The following is an 18,232-nucleotide window of genomic DNA, read 5'->3' as shown; positions in this document are numbered from 1 at the left end:
GCATGTCAGGCCGGATTGAGTACCATGGGCCCCTATGAGCGCATTTGTGGATCAGGTCACCGTCCATGTCAAGGGTGGCGACGGCGGCAATGGGGCGTCCTCCATCCGCCGTGAGAAGTACAAGCCCCTGGCCGGGCCCGATGGGGGCGACGGCGGCCAGGGCGGCTCGGTCATTCTTCAGGCCGACGCCAACGCCACCAGCCTGCTGGACTACCGCTTCCTGCCGCACCGCCAGGCCGAATCGGGCACCATGGGTCTGGGCGGTGACAAGGATGGCAGCCGCGGCCAGGATCTGATTCTGCCAGTGCCGGTGGGCACTGTGGTCTTCACAGCCAAGGGCGGCCAAGGCGAGCGCAAGCAGCCTGGCGAGCGCCTGGCCGACCTGGCCCATGCGGGAGACCGGTTCGTGGCGGCCCAGGGCGGCGTGGGCGGCCTGGGCAACCGCTCCCTGGCCACCAAGGCCAGGCGGGCCCCCGGCTTCGCCCTGCTGGGGGACCCTGGCCAGGAGCGCGACCTGGTGCTGGAGCTCAAATCCATCGCCGATGTGGCCCTGGTCGGTTTCCCCAGCGCAGGCAAGTCCAGCCTGGTGGCGGCCATGAGCGCGGCCCGGCCCAAGATCGCCGACTATCCGTTCACTACTTTGGTGCCCAACCTGGGCGTGGTCCAGGCAGGGGAGGGCCGCTTCACCATGGCCGACGTGCCAGGGCTGATTCCGGGCGCCTCCCAGGGCAAGGGCCTTGGGCTGGAGTTTCTGAGGCACATCGAGCGCACTGAGATCATCGCCCACGTCATCGATTGCGCCACCCTGGAGCCTGATCGGGACCCTGTGAGCGACTATCGGGCCCTGGAGGAGGAGCTTTCCCGCTATGCCGACCGCCTGGAGCTTCCGGTGGGGGTCATCCCCATGACCGAGCGGCCCAGGGTGATCATCCTCAACAAGGCCGATCTGCCGGAGGCGCGCGAACTGGCCGAATTCGTCCGTCCCGACTTCGAAGCCCTGGGTCTCAAGGTCTTCATAGTCTCCACAGCCTCGCATCAGGGGCTCAAGGAACTGGGCTACTACCTGGCCGGTCTGGTGGATCGTCTGCGCAGGCAGCTGCGGGAGCAGCAGGAGGCCAGGCAGGAGGAGCGCGTGGTCATCCGCCCCCTGGAGCGGCGGCGCAGGAGCGGCGACCAGTCCGGGGACTTCATCCTTGAGCGGCATCAGACCCGGTCCGGGCAGACCTGGTTCAGGGTCTGCGGAGCCAAGCCCGAGCGCTGGGTTCGCCAGACCAACTTCGACAACGAGGAGGCCGTGGGCTATCTGGCCGACTGCCTGGCCCGGATGGGCGTAGAGGATGCCCTGCGCAAGGCCGGAGCCAGGCCAGGTGACGAGGTCCGCATCGGTCCTGGCGACGATGCGGTGGCCTTCGACTGGGATCCGAGCGTGGCGGCCGGCGCCGAAATGCTGGACGGCACCCCCCAGGTGGCCCGGGGCCGTGACCTGCGTCTGGAGGAGAGCCAGGGGCTCAACCGTCGTCGCACCAACAGCGAGCGCCGCCGCCAGTACCACCAGATGATGGATGCCCGGCAGGCGGTGCGTCAGGTCATGGAGCAGGAGCGGCGCCAGGGGCACTGGGCCGACCCCTCCGTGGATGACGATCCCCATGACAGGCAGGGCCTGCTGGGGCGCGGGGATGCGGATACTGCCAGTTCGGAAGAGGCTGGGCAATGACCGGCGGGGAGGGATCCGACGAGGCCGCGGTCCGTTCCCGGGTGGCCCAGGCCCGCACCATGGTGGTCAAGGTAGGATCCAGCTCCCTGACCGATCCCCATGGGCACCTGGACCTTGGCCGCCTGCGTTCGTTGGTGGGCGCCCTGGCCTCGGCTGCTGCGGATGGCGCCCGCCTGGTCCTGGTCACCTCCGGGGCCATCGCGGCCGGCTTCGGCACCCTGGGGTTTGACCAACGCCCCGGTGACGTGGCCACCCAGCAGGCTACGGCCTCAGTGGGCCAGGGTCTGCTCATGGCCCAGTACGAGACTGCCTTCGCCCGTTATGGCCTGCGTGTGGGCCAGATCCTGATCACCGCCCGTGACACCACCCATGCCGTCCAGTACCGCAACGCCCGGCGCACCCTCTGCCGTCTGCTGGATCTGGGGGTCATCCCCATCGTCAATGAGAACGATGCCCTGGCCAGCAACGAGATCCGTTTCGGCGACAACGACCACCTTTCGGCCCTGATCGCCAACATCGTCAGCGCCGATGCCCTGGTTCTGCTGACTGACGTGGATGCCCTCTATTCCGAACCCCCATCCCGGCCAGGGGCCCGCAGAATCGGCTTTGTGCCCGATGTGGCGGCCATCATGGACCAGGTGGATGCCCAGGGGTCCGTCTCAGGGCTGGGGACCGGGGGCATGTCCACCAAGCTGGAGGCGGCGCGGATTGCTGCGGCCTCCGGCATGCCTGTGGTGCTGACCCGCGCCGATCTTGCAGGCCCTGCCCTGGCCGGCGACCGGGTGGGCACCCTCTTCGCCCCCATCCGTCCGCGGGGCTCCTCGCATCGGCTCTGGATCAAGTTCGCCTCCCGCCCCCGGGGCGGCTATCTGGTGGATCAGGGGGCTGTCAAAGCTTTGCGCGGCGGTCGGGCCAGCCTGCTGGCGGCTGGTGCCAGATCGGTCCAGGGCGAGTTTTCGGCCGGGGATCCGGTCTGGATCCACGATGAGTTTGGCCGCCAGGTGGCCAAGGGCCTGTCCGGCTACGATTCCGAGGAGGCCCACGACATGCTGGGCCTGAACACCAAGGAGCTCCGCCGCCGACTGGGCGCCCACTATGCCCACCCGCTGGTGCATCGGGACTCTCTGGTCCTGGTCTGAGCACAGCCCTGGGGGTGCTGGGCGGTAGCATGGCAACATGACTATGGCGCAATGGCAGACCCTGAGCAGACGCATAGACGCAGTGGCCCCCAGTGCCACTCTGGCGGTGGATTCAAAAGCCAAGGCCATGAAGGCCCAGGGCATGAATGTGATCAGCTTCGGTGCCGGCGAACCCAACTTTCCCACGCCTGACCACATCGTGCAGGCGGCGGCCCGCGCCTGTCTGGATCCGCGCAACCACCGCTATACGCCCACGGCGGGTCTGCCCCAATTGAAGCAGGCCATCGCCGACAAGACCCTGCGCGATTCGGGCTATCAAATCGACCCGGATCAGGTGGTGGTCACCAACGGCGGCAAGCAGGCCGTCTACGAGACCTTCCAGATCCTCTTGAACCCTGGCGATGAAGTCATCATCCCCGCTCCCTACTGGACCAGCTATCCTCAGATGGTTCTGCTGGCTGGCGGTCGGCCGGTTCCGGTGCTCAGCGGAGCCGGCCAGGGCTATATCCCCAGCCTGGAGCAGCTGGAGGCGGCCCGAACCGAGCGCACCCGTGCCATCATCCTCAACCTGCCCGCCAACCCAACCGGGGCGATCTGGGACGCCGGCCTGGTGGCTGCCGTGGATCGCTGGGCCATCGAACACCAGATCTGGGTGATCAGCGACGAAATCTATGAGCACCTGACCTACCAGGGGGCGCATACCCCCTATCCGGGCGCTCTGGTGCCTCAGGTACGCGATCAGCTGATCGTGGTCAACGGCGTGGCCAAAACCTATGCCATGACAGGCTGGCGGGTGGGCTGGCTGGTCGCCCCCCTGCCGGTGGCCCAGGCGGCTGCCAAGCTTCAGGGGCACATGACCTCCAACGTGGCCAACGTCTCCCAGCAGGCTGCTCTGGCCGCCCTGACCGGCGGTCTGGAGGACGTGGAAGCCATGCGGTCGGCCTTTGCCCTGCGGCGACGGGCCATTGTGGATGCCCTGAACGCCATGGAGGGGGTGACCTGCCCTGAGCCTCTGGGCGCCTTCTACGCCTTTGCCGACGTGACCGGTCTGCTGAATCGGCCAGTGGGCCCGCAAGGCACGGTCTGCGCCACCTCGGGTGAGCTGGCCGAGGTCATCCTGGAGCAGATCCAGGTGGCGGCCGTGCCGGGTGAGGCCTTCGGCGCGCCCGGCTGCCTGCGTTTCTCCTACGCGCTGGCCGACGATGACCTGGCCGAGGGCATGAGGCGCCTTGGGGCCTGGGTCAGCGCCTGATCCTTCTCCTGGGCAAAATGCTGTGGAGGCAACACGGTTGGACGCAATCCGCCCTTTAGGCTAAACTTGCGATTTGGCGGTTTTTCCTCCCGGTCGAGTAGGCTGGTGGGAAGTTCCGATAGGGAAGTGGCGCAATTGGTAGCGCAACGGTCTCCAAAACCGTAGGTTGTGGGTTCGAGTCCCGCCTTCCCTGCCAAGGCTTGCAGCAGATGATGCAGAACAAACGAAGGACGGATGACCATGGCACAGAAGGATGGGGCTGAGGAAGCCAGGCCGAACTTCTTCATGCGTATCGGGCTCTTCATCAAGCAGGTCATCGATGAGATCCGCAAGGTGGTGACTCCCACGGGCAAGGAGCTGGTGGGCTGGTCCGTGGCGGTTTTCATCTTCGTGCTGTTGCTGATGATCTTCGTAACCGTAATGGACTTCGGACTGGGCAAACTAGCCTTCCTGATATTCGGCTGAGCTGTGACAAGGTAGAAGGTGGAGTGATCCATGAGTGATGATCTGACCAGAGAGGGACTGGACCCCGATCAGGCCGCTGAGTCGGCCCCGTCGGCATCCGAAGATGCCCCCACGCAGGAGGATGCCCAGGTCCAGGATCAGCAGCTCGGAACCTCTTCGGAGCAGGCCGAGCAGGACAGTACACCCGCCGAATCCGCCCAGGCCAAGGACACCCAGGACGATTCTTCCGATTCCGACGACCAGACCGACCAGGAGGATCCCGGTCAGCGTGCCGTGGACGAGTTCTCCAAGAAGCTGCGCACCCTCGAGGGCAAGTGGTACGTTCTGCACACCTACTCCGGCTACGAGAAGCGCGTCAAGGCCAACGTGGAGTCCCGCGTGGCCTCCTTCGGCTTGGAGGACAAGGTCTTCCAGGTGGAGATTCCCATGGAAGAGGTCGAGAAGCACACCGACAAGGGCAAGAAGGTCGTCACCCGGGTTCGTGTGCCGGGCTACGTGCTGATTCGCATGTGGCCAGACGAGAACGCCCGCCGCATCATTCGCGACACCGAGGGCGTCACCGGATTCGTCGGCCCCAGCAAGGAGCCGGCCCCGCTGACCCGCAAGGAGGTCGTCCAGATGATGGCCCCCATGATCGCCTCCGAGGCCCTGAAGGCCGCTGGAGACAAGCCCGAGGCCGCCAAGAAGCGCACGGTGGAGGTCTCCTACGCCGTCGGCGATCAGGTCACCGTCACCGAAGGGCCTTTCGCCACCATGGCTGCCGTGGTCTCCGACGTGGAGCCCACCACCCAGAAGCTGACCGTTCTGGTCTCCATCTTCGGCAGGGACACCCCTGTGGAGCTGGGCTTCGACCAGGTCGAAAAGATCGCCTGAAAGCCTTCGGTCGGTCCTCGGTCGATGCGATAATCATCAAGCTTGTGCTCTCCTGTGGAGCGCATTTGGAAAGAACAGGTTGCGGGAGGGGATCCATGGTCTCCGACATCACCGCTTCGTAGAAAGAAGAACCAGCATATGGCTGCAAAGAAGAAAGTCACCGCGCTGATCAAGGTGCAGATAGAGGCCGGCAAGGCCAACCCCGCGCCCCCGCTGGGCCCCGCACTGGGCTCCCACGGCGTGAACATCATGGACTTCTGCAAGCAGTACAACGATGCCACCAAGGACAAGATGGGCCAGGTCATCCCCTGCATCATCACCGTCTACGAGGATCGTTCCTTCACCTTCATCACCAAGACTCCGCCGGCAGCCGATCTGCTGCGCAAGGCGGCCGGTGTCTCCAAGGGTGCCGGCAACCCGCTGACCACCAAGGTGGGTTCCGTCACCAAGGCCCAGGTTCGCGAGATCGCCCAGACCAAGATGGAGGATCTGTCGGCCCGTGACGTCGAGGCCGGGATGAAGATCATCGAAGGCACCGCCCGTTCCATGGGCATCACCGTCACCGACTGAAATTTTCGTTGTGAGCGGTAGGGCATACGCTTGCCCGCACCGCGACTGCTGATAGGAGAAGCAGATGACCAAGCGTTCCAAGAAGTATCGCGAGGCGGCCGAGAAGGTCGATCGCACCAACCTGTACACCCCGGAGGAGGGCATCGCCCTGCTCAAGAGCATGCCCAAGCGCGGGTTTGACGAGACCGTGGAGGCCGTCTACCGCCTGAACGTGGACCCCCGCAAGGCCGACCAGCTGGTCCGCGGCACCGTCAGCCTGCCCAACGGCACCGGCAAGACCGTGCGCGTCCTGGTCTTCGCCCGTGGTCCCCAGGCGACCGCAGCCGCCGAGGCCGGAGCCGACGAGGTGGGCGACGACGAGCTGGTGACCAGGGTCGCCGGCGGCTATCTGGACTTCGATGCCGTGGTGGCCACCCCCGACATGATGGGCAAGGTCGGCCGCCTGGGCCGCGTGCTGGGCCCCCGTGGCCTCATGCCCAACCCCAAGACCGGCACCGTGACCATGGACGTGGCCAAGGCGGTCACCGAGATCAAGGCTGGACGTATCGAGTTCCGTGTGGACAAGAACGGCAACCTGAGCTTCCCCGTGGGCAAGGTCTCCTTCGAGCAGCAGGCTCTGGAGGAGAACTTCCATGCGGTCGACGAGGAGATCAAGCGCCTGAAGCCGGCCACGGTCAAGGGCCGCTACATCACCAAGGCCACCGTCACCACCACCATGGGCCCGGGCGTTCCCCTGGACATCGCGGTGCTCTGAGCGGGTTCGGCTCTATATTTCAAGGGCGGGAGACCTTCGGGTCCCCGCTCTTTTCATATCCTGGCCAGGCAGCAGCTGGTATGGCGCCAGTCAGTCGGCGCCCGGATGCGACCTGCGGATTCTGCCGATGATCAGGGCTGCCTGGAGGACGAAGGACTCTCGCGGGTCCATGGCATCCCAGCCGGTCACCTCCACGCAGCGCCTGAGCCGGTAGCGCACGGTGTTGGGATGAATGCCCAGCTTCTTGGCGGTGACCTCAAGCGAGTTGCCCGAGCGCAGGAAGGTGAGCAGGGTGGTCGGCAGGGGCCCGTCCGGATCCTGGCCTGCCAGGCTCAGATAGACCTCCTGGTAGAGCTGGTCGGCAGCGTCCCCGTCCCCGTTCAGGGCTCGTTCGGGCAGCAGGTCGTCGGCGTGCAGTGGCCTGGGCAGGGCGGCGGTGATGGGGTCAGCCACTGCCGGGGCTGCCGCATGCGTGCTCAGGGCGGCTCGGATGGAGGCTCCCGCACCGGAGATTCCATGGTGGAAAGGTCCCAGGCAGACAGCTGACTCGTCGGCGAAGAAGCGCAGGATGGATGCGCAGAAGTCGGCCGGGGTGCCCGACCGGTTGGGATCGATCAGAACCACCATGAGCCCTTCGTTCTCGCCCACCAGCGCCCTGCCGCCTTGACGGGCCACCGTGGTGTGGATAGGCTGGCGGGCGTTCTCCATGCCCTGTCCCTCATCGTTGCCTTGGGCCTCGCCAACGACGGCGAAGCAGTCGAATTCGGTCGGCCAGCCCAGCCGGGCCAGATCGTCAACGGTCCGTGTATCCGCCGTTTGCTCAATCAAATGCCGGATGATCCTGGACTCCGTTGTGGCCTTGCGTCCGTTTCTCGCCTCGGCCAGGTCGGCATAGAGAGCGGCTGCTGCGGTGGCGGCATGACGGGTGTAGACCAGCGTGGACCGTTCCCCCTCGGCTCCCATGGTCCGGCCGGCCTGCTCAAGCATGTCCAGAATGGCCTGGGTCAGTTCCATGGCCCGGTGGGGGCCCAGGCTCCGGGAGAGCTCTGCTGGCACGGGGGCGGGGACTTCGCTGTCTTCCGCGCCTTGGGTGTCAAGTCGGGAGCGCAGGTCGTCCAGGGCTGTTCGAACGGCCCCTTCCAAGGTTCTGCGTCCATCGGCGGGCAGGGATCTGGTCCAGGGCAGTGTCTCATCCAGATGGTCCAGTGTCTTCTGGAGAATCTGCTCCATGGCGGCACCGGAGGCGGCAGGTACCTGGCGAGCCTGCTGCGCCTCGGCAGGGTCTTCGTCCGGCGGTCTGGACCGTTTCGACTTGCCGATCATGACGGCCGGTCCATCAGTTCACCGGCACGGGCGCGGCGGCTCTGCCGGACCATGTCCAGGATCAGGAAGGGCACCACCATGTCCACCGGCAGCATGTGCCGTTCGAAGTTGTTGGCCGGGGCGGTGATCATGACCCCCATGATCAGCAGGAGGGGGAACCAACAGAGGACCCCGCGCCAGTGACCGGCTGCCAGGCGGGCGACGATCAGCAGCAGGGCGGCCACCACCCAGAAGTTGGCCCGTGCCACCAGGCCCAGCAGGGGGGTGTCGGCCCAGGTCCTGACGAATCCGGTCACCCCGTTGCGCCAGTCGTGGCACCAGGCCGCCAGCCAGGAGCCCGAGTTCTGCACGTAGCCATTGTTGAGGTAGTAGGACATGGCCACGTAGGCAGGGTCGCCGGGGTCGAAGTAGCCGTAGGCCTCGGCCATGAAGGCGTCCAGGTAGATCACCGGATTGCGCAGTCCCACCTGGAGCCAGGCCCGGTTGAGACGGGACATCTGCTCGGGCGTGACGGTCCTCCAGCGGTAGACGATCAGTTTGGGCTGGTTGCCCGAGGACTTGACCCGGTCGGCCTCCCAGGGGGTGTACTGGATGGCGGCATTGTCCAGGTCCATGATGGGCTCAAGATCAGCCCTTGCCTGGGCCGGAATCCCTTGGGGGTTGCGCTGGGCCACCCGGGCGATCTGCTGCAGCTGGATGCTGCGGCTCTCCACAGGGTCACCCTGAATGACCGTCCCCGTGGCTGTCAGGGCCCCGGTCACCCCTGTGAACAGGACCAGGGGCAGCAGGAGTCCTATCAGGATGGTGGCCCATTGGCGACGGCGGATGATCAGGGCCAGGACCAACTGGACCAGAACGATGTAGAGGGCGTACTTGGCACTGATCAGCATGATCAGGGTGCTCAAGGCCAGGGCAGGCCGCAACCGGACCGCTTGGCTGGCGTAGAGCGGCGAGTCCTTGTCCCCTGACTCCAGCTGGCGCCAGATGCCGAACCACCAGATGAAGGCGAAGGCGAAGAGGGGGGACTTGGTCAGGCTGAAGGTGCTGAAGACCACGAAGGGGGAGAAGAGGAAGAAGAGCATGACCAGGGTGCGGGCCAGGGCACCGACGTGTTCGGTTCCGCTGCCGCGCAGGAAGCGGTCCGCGGTGACGGCGCAGCAGAAGGCCGCAAAGATCACCTGCAGCCCTGCCAGGAGCACGATGCCCGCGTCATAGGATCCAGTCAGATGGTTGGAGGCCATGATGGTCATCCCGTAGACCAGGGTCAACACCATGTTGTGCTGGTCGGTCAGGAATACCGGGTGCCCCGGCAACAGGTAGTGGCCGATGGGGTAGACGTCCATCTGGGTGAAGGCATTGCCGCCGTAGGGGGGCTGATCGCCCTGCAGCTGGGCCAGGAAGTTGGCGCATTCCTGGGCCTGCGCGTACAGGTCGGCCCCATAGGCGGCCAGCAGGGTGAGAAAGGCCCAGGCCCAGCCCAGCAGAAGCAGGCGCATGATGGGCCGCCAGCCGCTGGTTTGCCGGGTGATGAAGGCAGCGTAGGCACGCATCCGTGGGCGCTGCGCCAGGGCGGTCAGCCGCTGTGGCATTCGGAGGGGTTCGCAGCCCAGCAGAATCCGGCGGCAGGCCAGGACCAGGGCCAGGCAGATGGTCAGGGTTCCCAGCATGATCAGCACCTGGGCCAGGCCAACCTGTGTCAGCGAACCCTCTTGACGGTAGATGGGGCCCAAACCAGTGCAGAAAGCGATCCAGAGGCAGGCCAGCAGGGCCAGGACCAGGCCGACGGCCCGAGATGCGCGGGATCCAGGCCTTCCGGTCTGCAAGGCCGAAGTCTGCACAGGTTGTTCGCCCGCCTCTCTCGGTTGCGTCCTTCCGCTGTCTGCGCTCAAAAGAACCCCTTTCGCGGGTCGTGCCTGGTCTACGGCTTCCCCATTTTATCCAGTGCCCATCCGAGGATGCGCTCAAAGCTGTCCATGGGTCTCCTGTGAAAAGATACAAAAACCGGCCGCCGCTTTTGTGGATGGTTCGCTACCGGGGCTGACCCCTTGTGCCGTATAGTGGAACGCGTGCCTCATCAGAATATCAAGTGGCAGCCATCGGCATCGCTGGACAGTGGCGTACTCTCCTCGATCGTGGTGCTCGACACCGTCGATTCGACCAATACGCTCGTGGCTCATGCTCTGGAAGCCTCGGCGTATTCGGATGCGCGCGACCGGGTCGAGCGGCTGTTTGGGGGCGGTGAACCGACAACGAGCACGGAGACCGTGAAGGGACTGGCCTCTGGCACAAGGGGAAAAGCCGAAGATACGCCTCGAAAAAATGCCCGTCAGGGTGTTTCTACGACTACACGGTACGAGGGAAGAGTCGCAAGTAAAGGTATTCGGCGATGGCCGGGCGCCGGGGGGAGCACCATGCCGCTGAGCGTAGCGGTTGCCGATGCGCAGTCCCGGTGCCGCGGTCGTCTTGCCCGAACCTGGGTCAATCAGCCCCGATGCTCCCTGCTGGCTACTTGGGCCCTGCCGCTGCCCACTGGACTGCTGACTGGGCCCTTTGGCGGATGGATGCCTATGGTGGCTGGACTGGCCGCTCTGGAGGGCCTGCAGGATGTGCTTGAGTACCACGGCTGCCGGCTGGCCGACGGCGGCGCTCCTGAACGGGTTCTGACCCTCAAGTGGCCCAACGATCTGTTCTGCCGCGGGGCCAAGCTGGGCGGCATCCTCTGCGAGTTGGTCCGGGTGGATCAAGACTGGTCGGCCCTGGCTGTCGGCATCGGCATCAACCTCTTTCTGCCCCGGCAGGCGCTTCCTATTGCGGAGTCCACCTCCCTGCAGTTCCACTACCGGGACCTGCCCGACTACCAGACCCTGCGCGACGACCTGGTCGATGCCATCAGCTGGCACCTGAGCGGGGAGATGGCCCCCCTTGGCATTGACGGGTCGCTGGACAGGGGCTTGAACGGGCCGCAGGGGCTGCGCTCGCGGATTGCCGCACTCAGCTGGACGCTGGGCAGGCGTGTCAGGGTCGTTCCCGTGGCCGGTGAGCCCGTGGAGGGCCGTGCCCTGGAGATCAATCCGGATGCCTCCCTGCGGGTGCGGTTGCCCGACGGCAGCCAGGTTGACGTGTCCACGGCCGATGTGGGCGTCCTGCCCGAAGTGGCCGTTGTGGGAGCCTAATTCCTGCCTTGTTCATGCTTTTCGTCAGTCCAATCGCCCTTGATCAACCAGTGAGGAGAGGGGAATGAAAAAACTGCTGATCGCCAACCGCGGCGAAATAGCCTTGCGGGTTGTGCGCACCGCCCAGGAGATGGGCATCGCCACCGTGGCCGTCTATGCCGACCAGGATCGGGATGCCCCCTATGCCCAGATGGCGGACGAGGCCTACCTCTTGCCTGGGGACACCAATATGGAGACCTATCTGAACGAGGACCTGATCGTCTCCATCGCCCGCCGGTCCGGCGCTGACGCCCTCCACCCTGGCTACGGCTTTCTGTCCGAGTTCTCCTCCTTCGCGCGCAAGGTGATTGAGGCTGGCATCACCTGGGTGGGTCCGGCCCCGGGGGTCCTGGACGAGCTGGGCGACAAGATCACCGCCTGCAAGGTGGCCGAGCGGGCCCGGGTGCCCGTGGTGCCAGGCCTGAGCGAGCCGGTCACCGACATGCGCCCCCTGCTGGACTTCGCCGACGAGCACGGCTATCCGGTCATGATGAAGAAGGCTGACGGCGGCGGCGGCCGGGGGATCACCCTGATCAACGACAGCGACGAGCTGCGCACCTTCTACATGAACCATGATGCCCTTCAGGGCGGCGACCTGGGCGACTATTTCATCGAGAAGTTCGTGGACCGCGCCCGGCACGTGGAGACCCAGTCCGGCAGGGACAGCCACGGCCAGTTCACCGTCTACTCCACCAGGGACTGCTCGGTCCAGCGCCGCAACCAGAAGCTGGTGGAGGAGGCTCCGGCCCCTTTCCTGTCCGACGATGTGATCGCCCAGCTGGAGGGGTTCTCCCGCCGCCTGTTCGACACGGTGGGCTACGTGGGCCTGGGCACCTGCGAGTTCCTGGTCACCCCCAGGGACGACGTCTACTTCATGGAGGTCAACCCCAGACTGCAGGTGGAGCACACGGTCAGCGAGCAGGTCTGCGGGCTGGACCTGGTCCGTGAGCAGCTGCGGATCGCCGACGGCGGCTCCCTGAACGTGGCGCCCCAGCCCCGTGGCCACAGCTTCGAGCTGCGCATCACCAGCGAAGACCCGGCCACCAACCTGACCCCCAGCTCAGGGACCATCGAGTCGATTCAGTGGCCCTCCGGCCCCGGCATCCGCGTGGATTCGGGCGTCGAGGTGGGCGACACGGTCTCGCCCAGGGATGACTCCATGATGGGCAAGCTGATCGTGACCGCCCAGGACCGCCCGGCAGCCGTGGCCAGGGTTCGTCGGGCCCTGCGCGAGATGAGCATCAGCGGGGTTCCCACCCCAGCCGGCCTCTTCCAGAAGATCTTCACCAACCCCGAGTTCACCGCCGAGGATGGCCACTCCTTCGACGTGTCCACCAAGTGGCTGGAACGGGTCTACCTGAATGTGGAGCCTGCCTCCAACGGCAGCGGCCAGCCCGCCTCGGTCTCCGGCGCTTCCGCCCAGGAGCAGGATCGGGACAGCGATCCCATGGAGACCTACAACGTGGAGATCGATGACAAGCGGGTCAGGCTGGCCCTGCCCCAGTCGCTGCTGGGAGGCATGGGCGGCATGGGCGGCCACGGCGGCATTTCCCGGCCCCGGCAGCCCCTGCGCGGGCGCGGGCTGCGCGATCAGGAGCCCGGCGCACCCCGGCAGGATGCGGCCCGGTCCGGCGTCATCGTGGCCACCATGCAGGCGGTGGTCACCCGCATCAACGTGGCCCCCGACCAGGAGGTCGACAAGGGCGACCTGCTGGTGGTTCTGGAGTCCATGAAGATGGAGAACTACGTCTATGCCCCGGCCAAGGGCCGTGTGAAGACCATCGACGTGTCCGTGGCACAGGGGGTGGATCCGGGCCAGACCCTGGTCACCCTGGATCTGGGCGGGGAGGAGCAGGCATGAGCGTCACCGAATCCACCTTGGGCTCCCAGCCGGTGCGCCAGGGCATCCATCGGGCCGCCGCCCTGGCCAAGCAGGCCGAGGAGCACGCCCGCGACCGTCAGCACGCCAAGGGCAAGCAGACCGCCCGTGAGCGCCTGGACCTGCTCTTCGACAAGGACACCTTCGAGGAGGTGGGCCGCTTCGCCGGTGGCGACATCGCCGGGGACCGCGCGGGATCCGCGGTCATCACCGGCTTCGGCCTGGTTTACGGGCGCAAGGTCGGCGTCTACGCCCAGGACTTCTCCGTCAGGGGCGGCACCCTGGGCCGGGCCGAGGGCGAGAAGATCTGCCGGCTCATGGACATGGCCCTGCGGATCAAGGTACCCATCGTAGCCATGATCGACTCGGGCGGCGCCCGCATCCAGGAGGGTGTGGCCGCTCTGACCCAGTACGGCCGCATCTTCCGCAAGACCTGCCAGGCCAGCGGCTTCGTCCCCCAGATCTCCCTGATCCTGGGACCCTGCGCAGGCGGCGCTGTCTACTGCCCGGCCCTGACAGACCTGATCATCATGACCAAGGAGAACTCGGACATGTTCGTCACCGGTCCCGACGTGGTCAAGGCGGCCACCGGCGAGACCATCAGCATGGACCAGCTGGGCGGCGGCTACGTGCACAACACCCGTTCCGGCGTGGCCCACTATCTGGGCGAGGACGAGGCCGACGCCATCGACTACGCCAGGACCGTCCTGGCCTATCTGCCCGCCAACAGCGGACAGGAGCCTCCCCGGTACGCCTTCATCTCCGGCCATGCCGAGCGCCAGGCCGCCAAGCGACTGGCCACGGTCATCCCCGAGAACGACCGGCGGCCCTACGACGTGCTGGACGTCATCCATGCCATCGTCGACTACGGCGAGCTGGTCCAGGTCCAGGAGCTCTACGCCCGGTCCATCGTGGTGGGCTTCGCCTGCCTGGAGGGCCGGCCGGTGGGGATCGTGGCCAACCAGCCCATGGTGGATGCAGGCAGCCTGGATGTGGAGTCCTCCGAGAAGCTGGCCCGTTTCGTCCGTCTCTGCGACGCCTTCAACCTGCCGGTCATCACCCTGGTTGACACCCCTGGCTACAAGCCGGGCTCGGACCAGGAGCATGCCGGCATCATCCGCCGGGGGGCCAAGGTCATTTACGCCTACGCCAACGCCCAGGTGCCCATGGTCACCATCGTGCTGCGCAAGGCCTTCGGCGGCTCCTACATCGTCATGGGCTCCAAGGCCATCGGCGCGGACCTCAACTACGCCTGGCCATCCTCGCAGATCGCCGTGCTGGGGGCCCAGGGCGCGGTCAACATCATCCACCGGCGCGACCTGCAGGAGGCCAAGGAGGCCGGCCGGGACGTGGATGAGCTGCGAAACAAACTGGCCCAGGAGTACGAAACCAGCACCGTCAACGCCAATCTCTCCCTGGAGATGGGCGAGCTGGACGGCATGATCGACCCGGAGCAGACCAGACCGGTCCTGGTCCAGGCCATGGACCTCCTGGCAGACAAGCAACGCGTCAGGGTCAACGACAAGCACCACGGTAACCAGCCTCTATGAGCTTCCCCTCGTCATTATCAGCAATCCCCAACTCTCTATGAATAGGACATCATGACCAGTACATTCTTCATCAACCGTCTCGCCGAGCAGCCGCACGCGCTCATGTTCGCCGGCCAGTCCAACCCCTGGACCGTGGCTCTGGCCGATCTGCAGGGCGATCCCGACATCGACAAGGCCCTGAGGGAACGGATGGCTGCGGCCACCGACCTGCTCAGGGCGGTCAAGCCCGACCTGCTGGCCACCAACGGCCGTCAGCTGGACCTGTTCGGCTACAAGCCCGACCTGGTCAGACTGGGACCGGCCGCCGACGCGGCTGTCAGCGTGCCCGGCATCGCCCTGGTGCAGCTGGGCGCCCTTATGGACATGGACCAGCTGGGCTACGACGCGGCCCAGGCCCGTCCGGTGGCCCTGCTGGGGCACTCCCAGGGCATCATCGGCGTCCACATGGTCCAAGAGATCCAGGCGGCTGGATCCATGAAAGCCGCCCAGGGCGCCATCGACCAGATCCTGGCCACCGCCATGCTGATCGGCGCGGCCGGCACCCGTCAGGCCCGTCGCCTGGGCATCCACCGCCAGGGTGAGGCCACCCCCATGCTTTCGGTGCGCGGCGCCACCCGCCATCAGGTGGAGGTCCTGGTCGACCGGGTGCCTGGCGCTCGCGGCCCCATCAGCGTGGCCGTGACCAACTCGGACCGCAACCTGGTCCTGTCCGGCTATCCGGAGGATTTGGCCGCCTTCGCCATCGAGGCGAGCAAGGAGAGCGAGCATCAGCGTCAACTGCGCGAGGACAAGGTCCGTGGCGGAACAGCCTTCTCGCCGGTTCTGGAGTACCTGGATGTGACCCTGCCCTTCCATTCCCCGCTCATGAAGGAGGCCGTGGACCTGAGCGTGGACTGGGCTTCACGCTGCGGCCTGGACACCGAGCGTGCCCGGGTCTTGGCTGAAGAGGTTCTGCTCAACCATGCCGACTGGGCCGGCCGGATCGCCGAGGTCATGGACCAGCAGGATGCCGCCTCCCTCTGGCTGGTGGATCTGGGCCCGGGCGAGACCCTGGGCAAGCTGGTGGACAACCTGGTCCAAGGCACCGGCGTGGGCGTGGTCGAGGCCTCCAACCAGGCCCGGCGCGCACAGCTGTCCACCATGGAGGAGGATCCGGCCCGGACCCAGGACTGGTCCAAGCTGGCCCCCCGTCTGCTTGAGACCCCGGCTGGGCCCCGGGTGGAGACCGCCTTCAGCCGGTTGACCGGCAAGCCCCCGGTCATGCTGGCCGGCATGACCCCGACCACCGTGGAGCCCGAGATCGTCGCTGCAGCCGCCAATGCCGGCTACTGGGCCGAGCTGGCCGGCGGCGGCCAGGTGACCGCCGAGGTCTTCGACCGCCATGTGTCCCAGCTGGAGGACCAGCTGCAGGAGGGCCGCACGGTCGAGTTCAACGCCATGTTCATGGACCGCTACCTGTGGAACCTCCAGTTCGGCAGCCAGCACATCGTGCCCAAGAAGCGCGCCTCCGGCACCCCCATCGACGGGGTGGTCATCTCTGCCGGCATTCCCGAGCTGGACGAGGCCGTGACCCTGATCCGTCAGCTCAACGAGGAGGGCTTCCCCTACGTGGCCTTCAAGCCCGGCACTGTGGACCAGATCCGCCAGGTCGTGGCCATCGCCCGCAAGGTCGCCCCCACCCATATTCTCATGGAGGTCGAGGGAGGCGCCGCCGGAGGCCACCACTCCTGGGAGTCCCTGGACGACCTGCTCTCGACCACCTACGCCGAGGTCCGCGCCTGCCCCAACATCGTTCTGGTGGCCGGCGGCGGCATCGGCACCCCTGAGCGGGCGGCCGACTACATCAGCGGCCAGTGGTCCCGCGCCTACCACCTGCCGGACATGCCCGTGGACGGCGTCATGATCGGCACAGCGGCCATGACCGCCAAGGAGGCCCACACCAATCCCGAGATCAAGCGGGCTCTGGTGGCCACCCCCGGCATCGACAGTTCCACCCCCGATCCGGACCCCTTCGCTCCCATGGGCGAGAAGTGGGTGCCCAGCGGCAAGTCCGTGGGGGGCGTGGGCTCCGGCCTGAGCCACCTGCACGCCGACATCTACGAGATGGAGAACTCCTCCGCCGAGTGCGGCCGCCTGCTGGTCCGGGTCATGAAGCACCCGGAGGAGCTGGAGACCCGCCGCGGGGAGATCATCGAGGCCCTGAACAAGACCGCCAAGCCCTACTTCGGCGATCTGGAGACCATGACCTACCAGGACTGGGCCCAGCGTTTCGCCGACCTGGCCTACCCCTGGGCCGACGACACCTACATCGACCGCTTCCTGCACCTGCTGCGGCGCATCGAGGCCCGTGTCTGCGAGCGTCAGAGCGGCGAGTTCGACTCCATCTTCGCCTCCAGGCAGGATGTGGCCGAGCCCGAGCAGGCGCTTCGCCGACTGCATGAGGCCTACCCCCAGGCGGCCGAGCTCAAGGTGGTGCCCACCGACGTGGCCTGGTTCCCCGTCCTGGTGCGCGAGTACCCCAAGCCCATGCCCTTCGTGCCGGTCATCGACAACGATCTGCTGCGCTGGTGGGGCCAGGATCAGCTCTGGCAGTCCGAAGATCCCCGCTACGGCGCCGACTCGGTCAGGGCCATCCCCGGACCCATCTCCGTGGCAGGCATCACCACGGTGGACGAGCCGGTGGCCTCCATTCTGGGACGGTTCGAGCAGGCGGCCATAGACCGGGTGCGCGACCTGGGCAGCGGTCCCGCCAAGGCCTACAGCCAGCTGGCAGGCGCTGCTGATGCGCAGGAGTTCATCCGCCGCAGCCCCAACATCTCCTGGGTGGGCCATCTGATGGCCAATCCGGCCTACGGGACGGCCATGGACGACCCCAACTACACCATCACCGCCACCGGCCAGGACGACCTGGGCGAGCACTACGACCTGGACATCCACCTGGATACCTACTGGGACGACGACCCCGACGGCGGTCTGGACCGGCATGCGGTGCGCGACATCGTCGTGCCGCTGACCATCAAGAGCGACCAGGTCGGCCTCTTCCCGGTGGTCGACCGCACCCGCCTGCCCAAGGATGTCTACGCTCTGCTGGCCGATACAGCCGGCATCGGCAACACCACCATCACCGGCGACAAGCTGGAGGCCATGCCTGCCATCGAGAAGGACGATGACCCCGAGCACCCCTTCGGCCTGGCCCACAGCGGCTACACCCTGGCATCCAACCTGGGCTTCGACCATGAGGCGGCCACCGGAGGCGCCCTGCCCGATGCGCTGATCCCCTCCGGCTTCGCCCCCGATGCGCTGGTGGGTCCGGCCTGGCCGGCCATCTACGCAGCCCTGGGATCCGTCTATGTGGATGGCTTCCCCATCATCGAGGGACTGCTCAACGCGGTCCATCTGGACCATCTGATCGAGCTGGAGGTCAGCGAGAAGCGCCTGCTGGAGCATACCGGCCAGCGGATCGAGCTGACCAGCTGGGCCGAGCCCTACCAGGAATCCTCC

12 protein-coding genes, 1 tRNA gene and 1 pseudogene are annotated in these 18,232 nt (G+C 66.4%); 12 read left to right on the top strand and 2 right to left on the bottom strand.

Features of this window, described 5'->3' with window-relative positions; translation table 11 throughout:
• The first annotated feature begins 34 nt into the window (after positions 1–34).
• The 8 genes from obgE to rplA all read left to right on the top strand — a co-directional run bounded on the left by obgE (position 35) and on the right by rplA (position 6,767).
• The gene (gene obgE / locus QRX40_RS02175; RefSeq protein WP_313835971.1) at positions 35–1,714 is read left to right on the top strand and encodes a GTPase ObgE; all 1,680 of its coding nucleotides are present in this window, start codon (positions 35–37) and stop codon (positions 1,712–1,714) included.
• Positions 1,711–2,853 (top strand): glutamate 5-kinase, encoded by a 1,143-nt coding sequence (gene proB, locus QRX40_RS02170; RefSeq protein WP_313835969.1) that lies wholly within the window; start codon positions 1,711–1,713, stop codon positions 2,851–2,853. The genes obgE and proB overlap by 4 nt, the downstream gene beginning before the upstream one ends.
• 43 nt (positions 2,854–2,896) lie before the next feature.
• The gene (locus tag QRX40_RS02165; RefSeq protein ID WP_313836351.1) at positions 2,897–4,105 is read left to right on the top strand and encodes a pyridoxal phosphate-dependent aminotransferase; all 1,209 of its coding nucleotides are present in this window, start codon (positions 2,897–2,899) and stop codon (positions 4,103–4,105) included.
• A 120-nt stretch (positions 4,106–4,225) separates the two neighbouring features.
• Positions 4,226–4,301: transfer RNA gene (locus QRX40_RS02160), tRNA-Trp, on the top strand.
• 44 nt (positions 4,302–4,345) lie between these two features.
• Positions 4,346–4,570: a preprotein translocase subunit SecE gene (secE, locus tag QRX40_RS02155; protein WP_024626851.1), complete on the top strand. Its 225-nt coding sequence runs from the start codon at positions 4,346–4,348 to the stop codon at positions 4,568–4,570.
• A 30-nt stretch (positions 4,571–4,600) separates the two neighbouring features.
• Positions 4,601–5,443 carry a transcription termination/antitermination protein NusG gene (gene nusG / locus QRX40_RS02150; protein WP_045924864.1) on the top strand — a complete coding sequence of 281 codons (843 nt, stop codon included), beginning with the start codon at positions 4,601–4,603 and terminating at the stop codon, positions 5,441–5,443.
• Positions 5,444–5,581: 138 nt separating this feature from the next.
• The gene (gene rplK / locus QRX40_RS02145; RefSeq protein ID WP_015022451.1) at positions 5,582–6,013 is read left to right on the top strand and encodes a 50S ribosomal protein L11; all 432 of its coding nucleotides are present in this window, start codon (positions 5,582–5,584) and stop codon (positions 6,011–6,013) included.
• Positions 6,014–6,077: 64 nt separating this feature from the next.
• Entirely contained in the window at positions 6,078–6,767 is a 690-nt protein-coding gene (gene rplA, locus QRX40_RS02140) for a 50S ribosomal protein L1 (protein ID WP_029678147.1), read from the top strand.
• Positions 6,768–6,857: 90 nt separating this feature from the next.
• Here rplA and QRX40_RS02135 read toward each other — a convergent pair whose 3' ends face one another.
• Together QRX40_RS02135 and QRX40_RS02130 are read right to left on the bottom strand one after the other, a co-directional pair.
• Complete coding sequence (locus tag QRX40_RS02135; RefSeq protein WP_313835961.1) at positions 6,858–8,090, bottom strand: helix-turn-helix domain-containing protein; 1,233 nt, start codon at positions 8,088–8,090, stop codon at positions 6,858–6,860.
• Positions 8,087–9,979 (bottom strand): DUF6020 family protein, encoded by a 1,893-nt coding sequence (locus QRX40_RS02130; protein WP_313835960.1) that lies wholly within the window; start codon positions 9,977–9,979, stop codon positions 8,087–8,089. The genes QRX40_RS02135 and QRX40_RS02130 overlap by 4 nt, the downstream gene beginning before the upstream one ends.
• A gap of 522 nt (positions 9,980–10,501) precedes the next feature.
• Between QRX40_RS02130 and QRX40_RS02125 the strand changes: the two genes are divergently transcribed.
• From QRX40_RS02125 to QRX40_RS08740, 4 genes and pseudogenes are all read left to right on the top strand, one after another.
• A complete protein-coding gene (locus QRX40_RS02125) occupies positions 10,502–11,263 on the top strand; it encodes a biotin--acetyl-CoA-carboxylase ligase (protein ID WP_313835958.1) in 762 nt (253 codons plus the stop codon).
• A gap of 64 nt (positions 11,264–11,327) precedes the next feature.
• On the top strand, positions 11,328–13,163 hold the full coding sequence (locus QRX40_RS02120) for a biotin carboxylase N-terminal domain-containing protein (RefSeq protein WP_313835957.1): 1,836 nt from the start codon (positions 11,328–11,330) through the stop codon (positions 13,161–13,163).
• Positions 13,160–14,731, top strand: coding sequence for an acyl-CoA carboxylase subunit beta (locus tag QRX40_RS02115; RefSeq protein WP_313835955.1), 1,572 nt, complete (start codon positions 13,160–13,162; stop codon positions 14,729–14,731). Before QRX40_RS02120 ends, QRX40_RS02115 begins: the two co-directional genes overlap by 4 nt.
• 51 nt (positions 14,732–14,782) lie before the next feature.
• A pseudogene (locus QRX40_RS08740) lies at positions 14,783–17,779 on the top strand (fatty acid synthase subunit beta domain-containing protein); the annotation flags it as partial.
• Positions 17,780–18,232 lie beyond the last annotated feature (453 nt).

The organism is Bifidobacterium sp. H6bp9, assembly GCF_032193695.1.
In the GTDB taxonomy this organism is placed as follows: domain Bacteria; phylum Actinomycetota; class Actinomycetes; order Actinomycetales; family Bifidobacteriaceae; genus Bombiscardovia; species Bombiscardovia kimbladii.
Note: the sequence above shows the minus strand (reverse complement) of the source record. Positions and strands in the feature narration are given on the sequence as shown.

Bases quoted from the DNA above. Each gene is read 5' to 3' on its own strand.
- nusG (WP_045924864.1), top strand. From the start codon at position 4,601: ATGAGTGATGATCTGACCAGAGAGGGACTGGACCCCGATCAGGCCGCT.
- QRX40_RS02120 (WP_313835957.1), top strand. From the start codon at position 11,328: ATGAAAAAACTGCTGATCGCCAACCGCGGCGAAATAGCCTTGCGGGTT.
- QRX40_RS02115 (WP_313835955.1), top strand. From the start codon at position 13,160: ATGAGCGTCACCGAATCCACCTTGGGCTCCCAGCCGGTGCGCCAGGGC.
- secE (WP_024626851.1), top strand. From the start codon at position 4,346: ATGGCACAGAAGGATGGGGCTGAGGAAGCCAGGCCGAACTTCTTCATG.
- rplA (WP_029678147.1), top strand. From the start codon at position 6,078: ATGACCAAGCGTTCCAAGAAGTATCGCGAGGCGGCCGAGAAGGTCGAT.
- QRX40_RS02135 (WP_313835961.1), bottom strand. From the start codon at position 8,090: ATGATCGGCAAGTCGAAACGGTCCAGACCGCCGGACGAAGACCCTGCC.
- obgE (WP_313835971.1), top strand. From the start codon at position 35: ATGAGCGCATTTGTGGATCAGGTCACCGTCCATGTCAAGGGTGGCGAC.
- QRX40_RS02165 (WP_313836351.1), top strand. From the start codon at position 2,897: ATGGCGCAATGGCAGACCCTGAGCAGACGCATAGACGCAGTGGCCCCC.
- QRX40_RS02125 (WP_313835958.1), top strand. From the start codon at position 10,502: ATGCCGCTGAGCGTAGCGGTTGCCGATGCGCAGTCCCGGTGCCGCGGT.
- proB (WP_313835969.1), top strand. From the start codon at position 1,711: ATGACCGGCGGGGAGGGATCCGACGAGGCCGCGGTCCGTTCCCGGGTG.
- rplK (WP_015022451.1), top strand. From the start codon at position 5,582: ATGGCTGCAAAGAAGAAAGTCACCGCGCTGATCAAGGTGCAGATAGAG.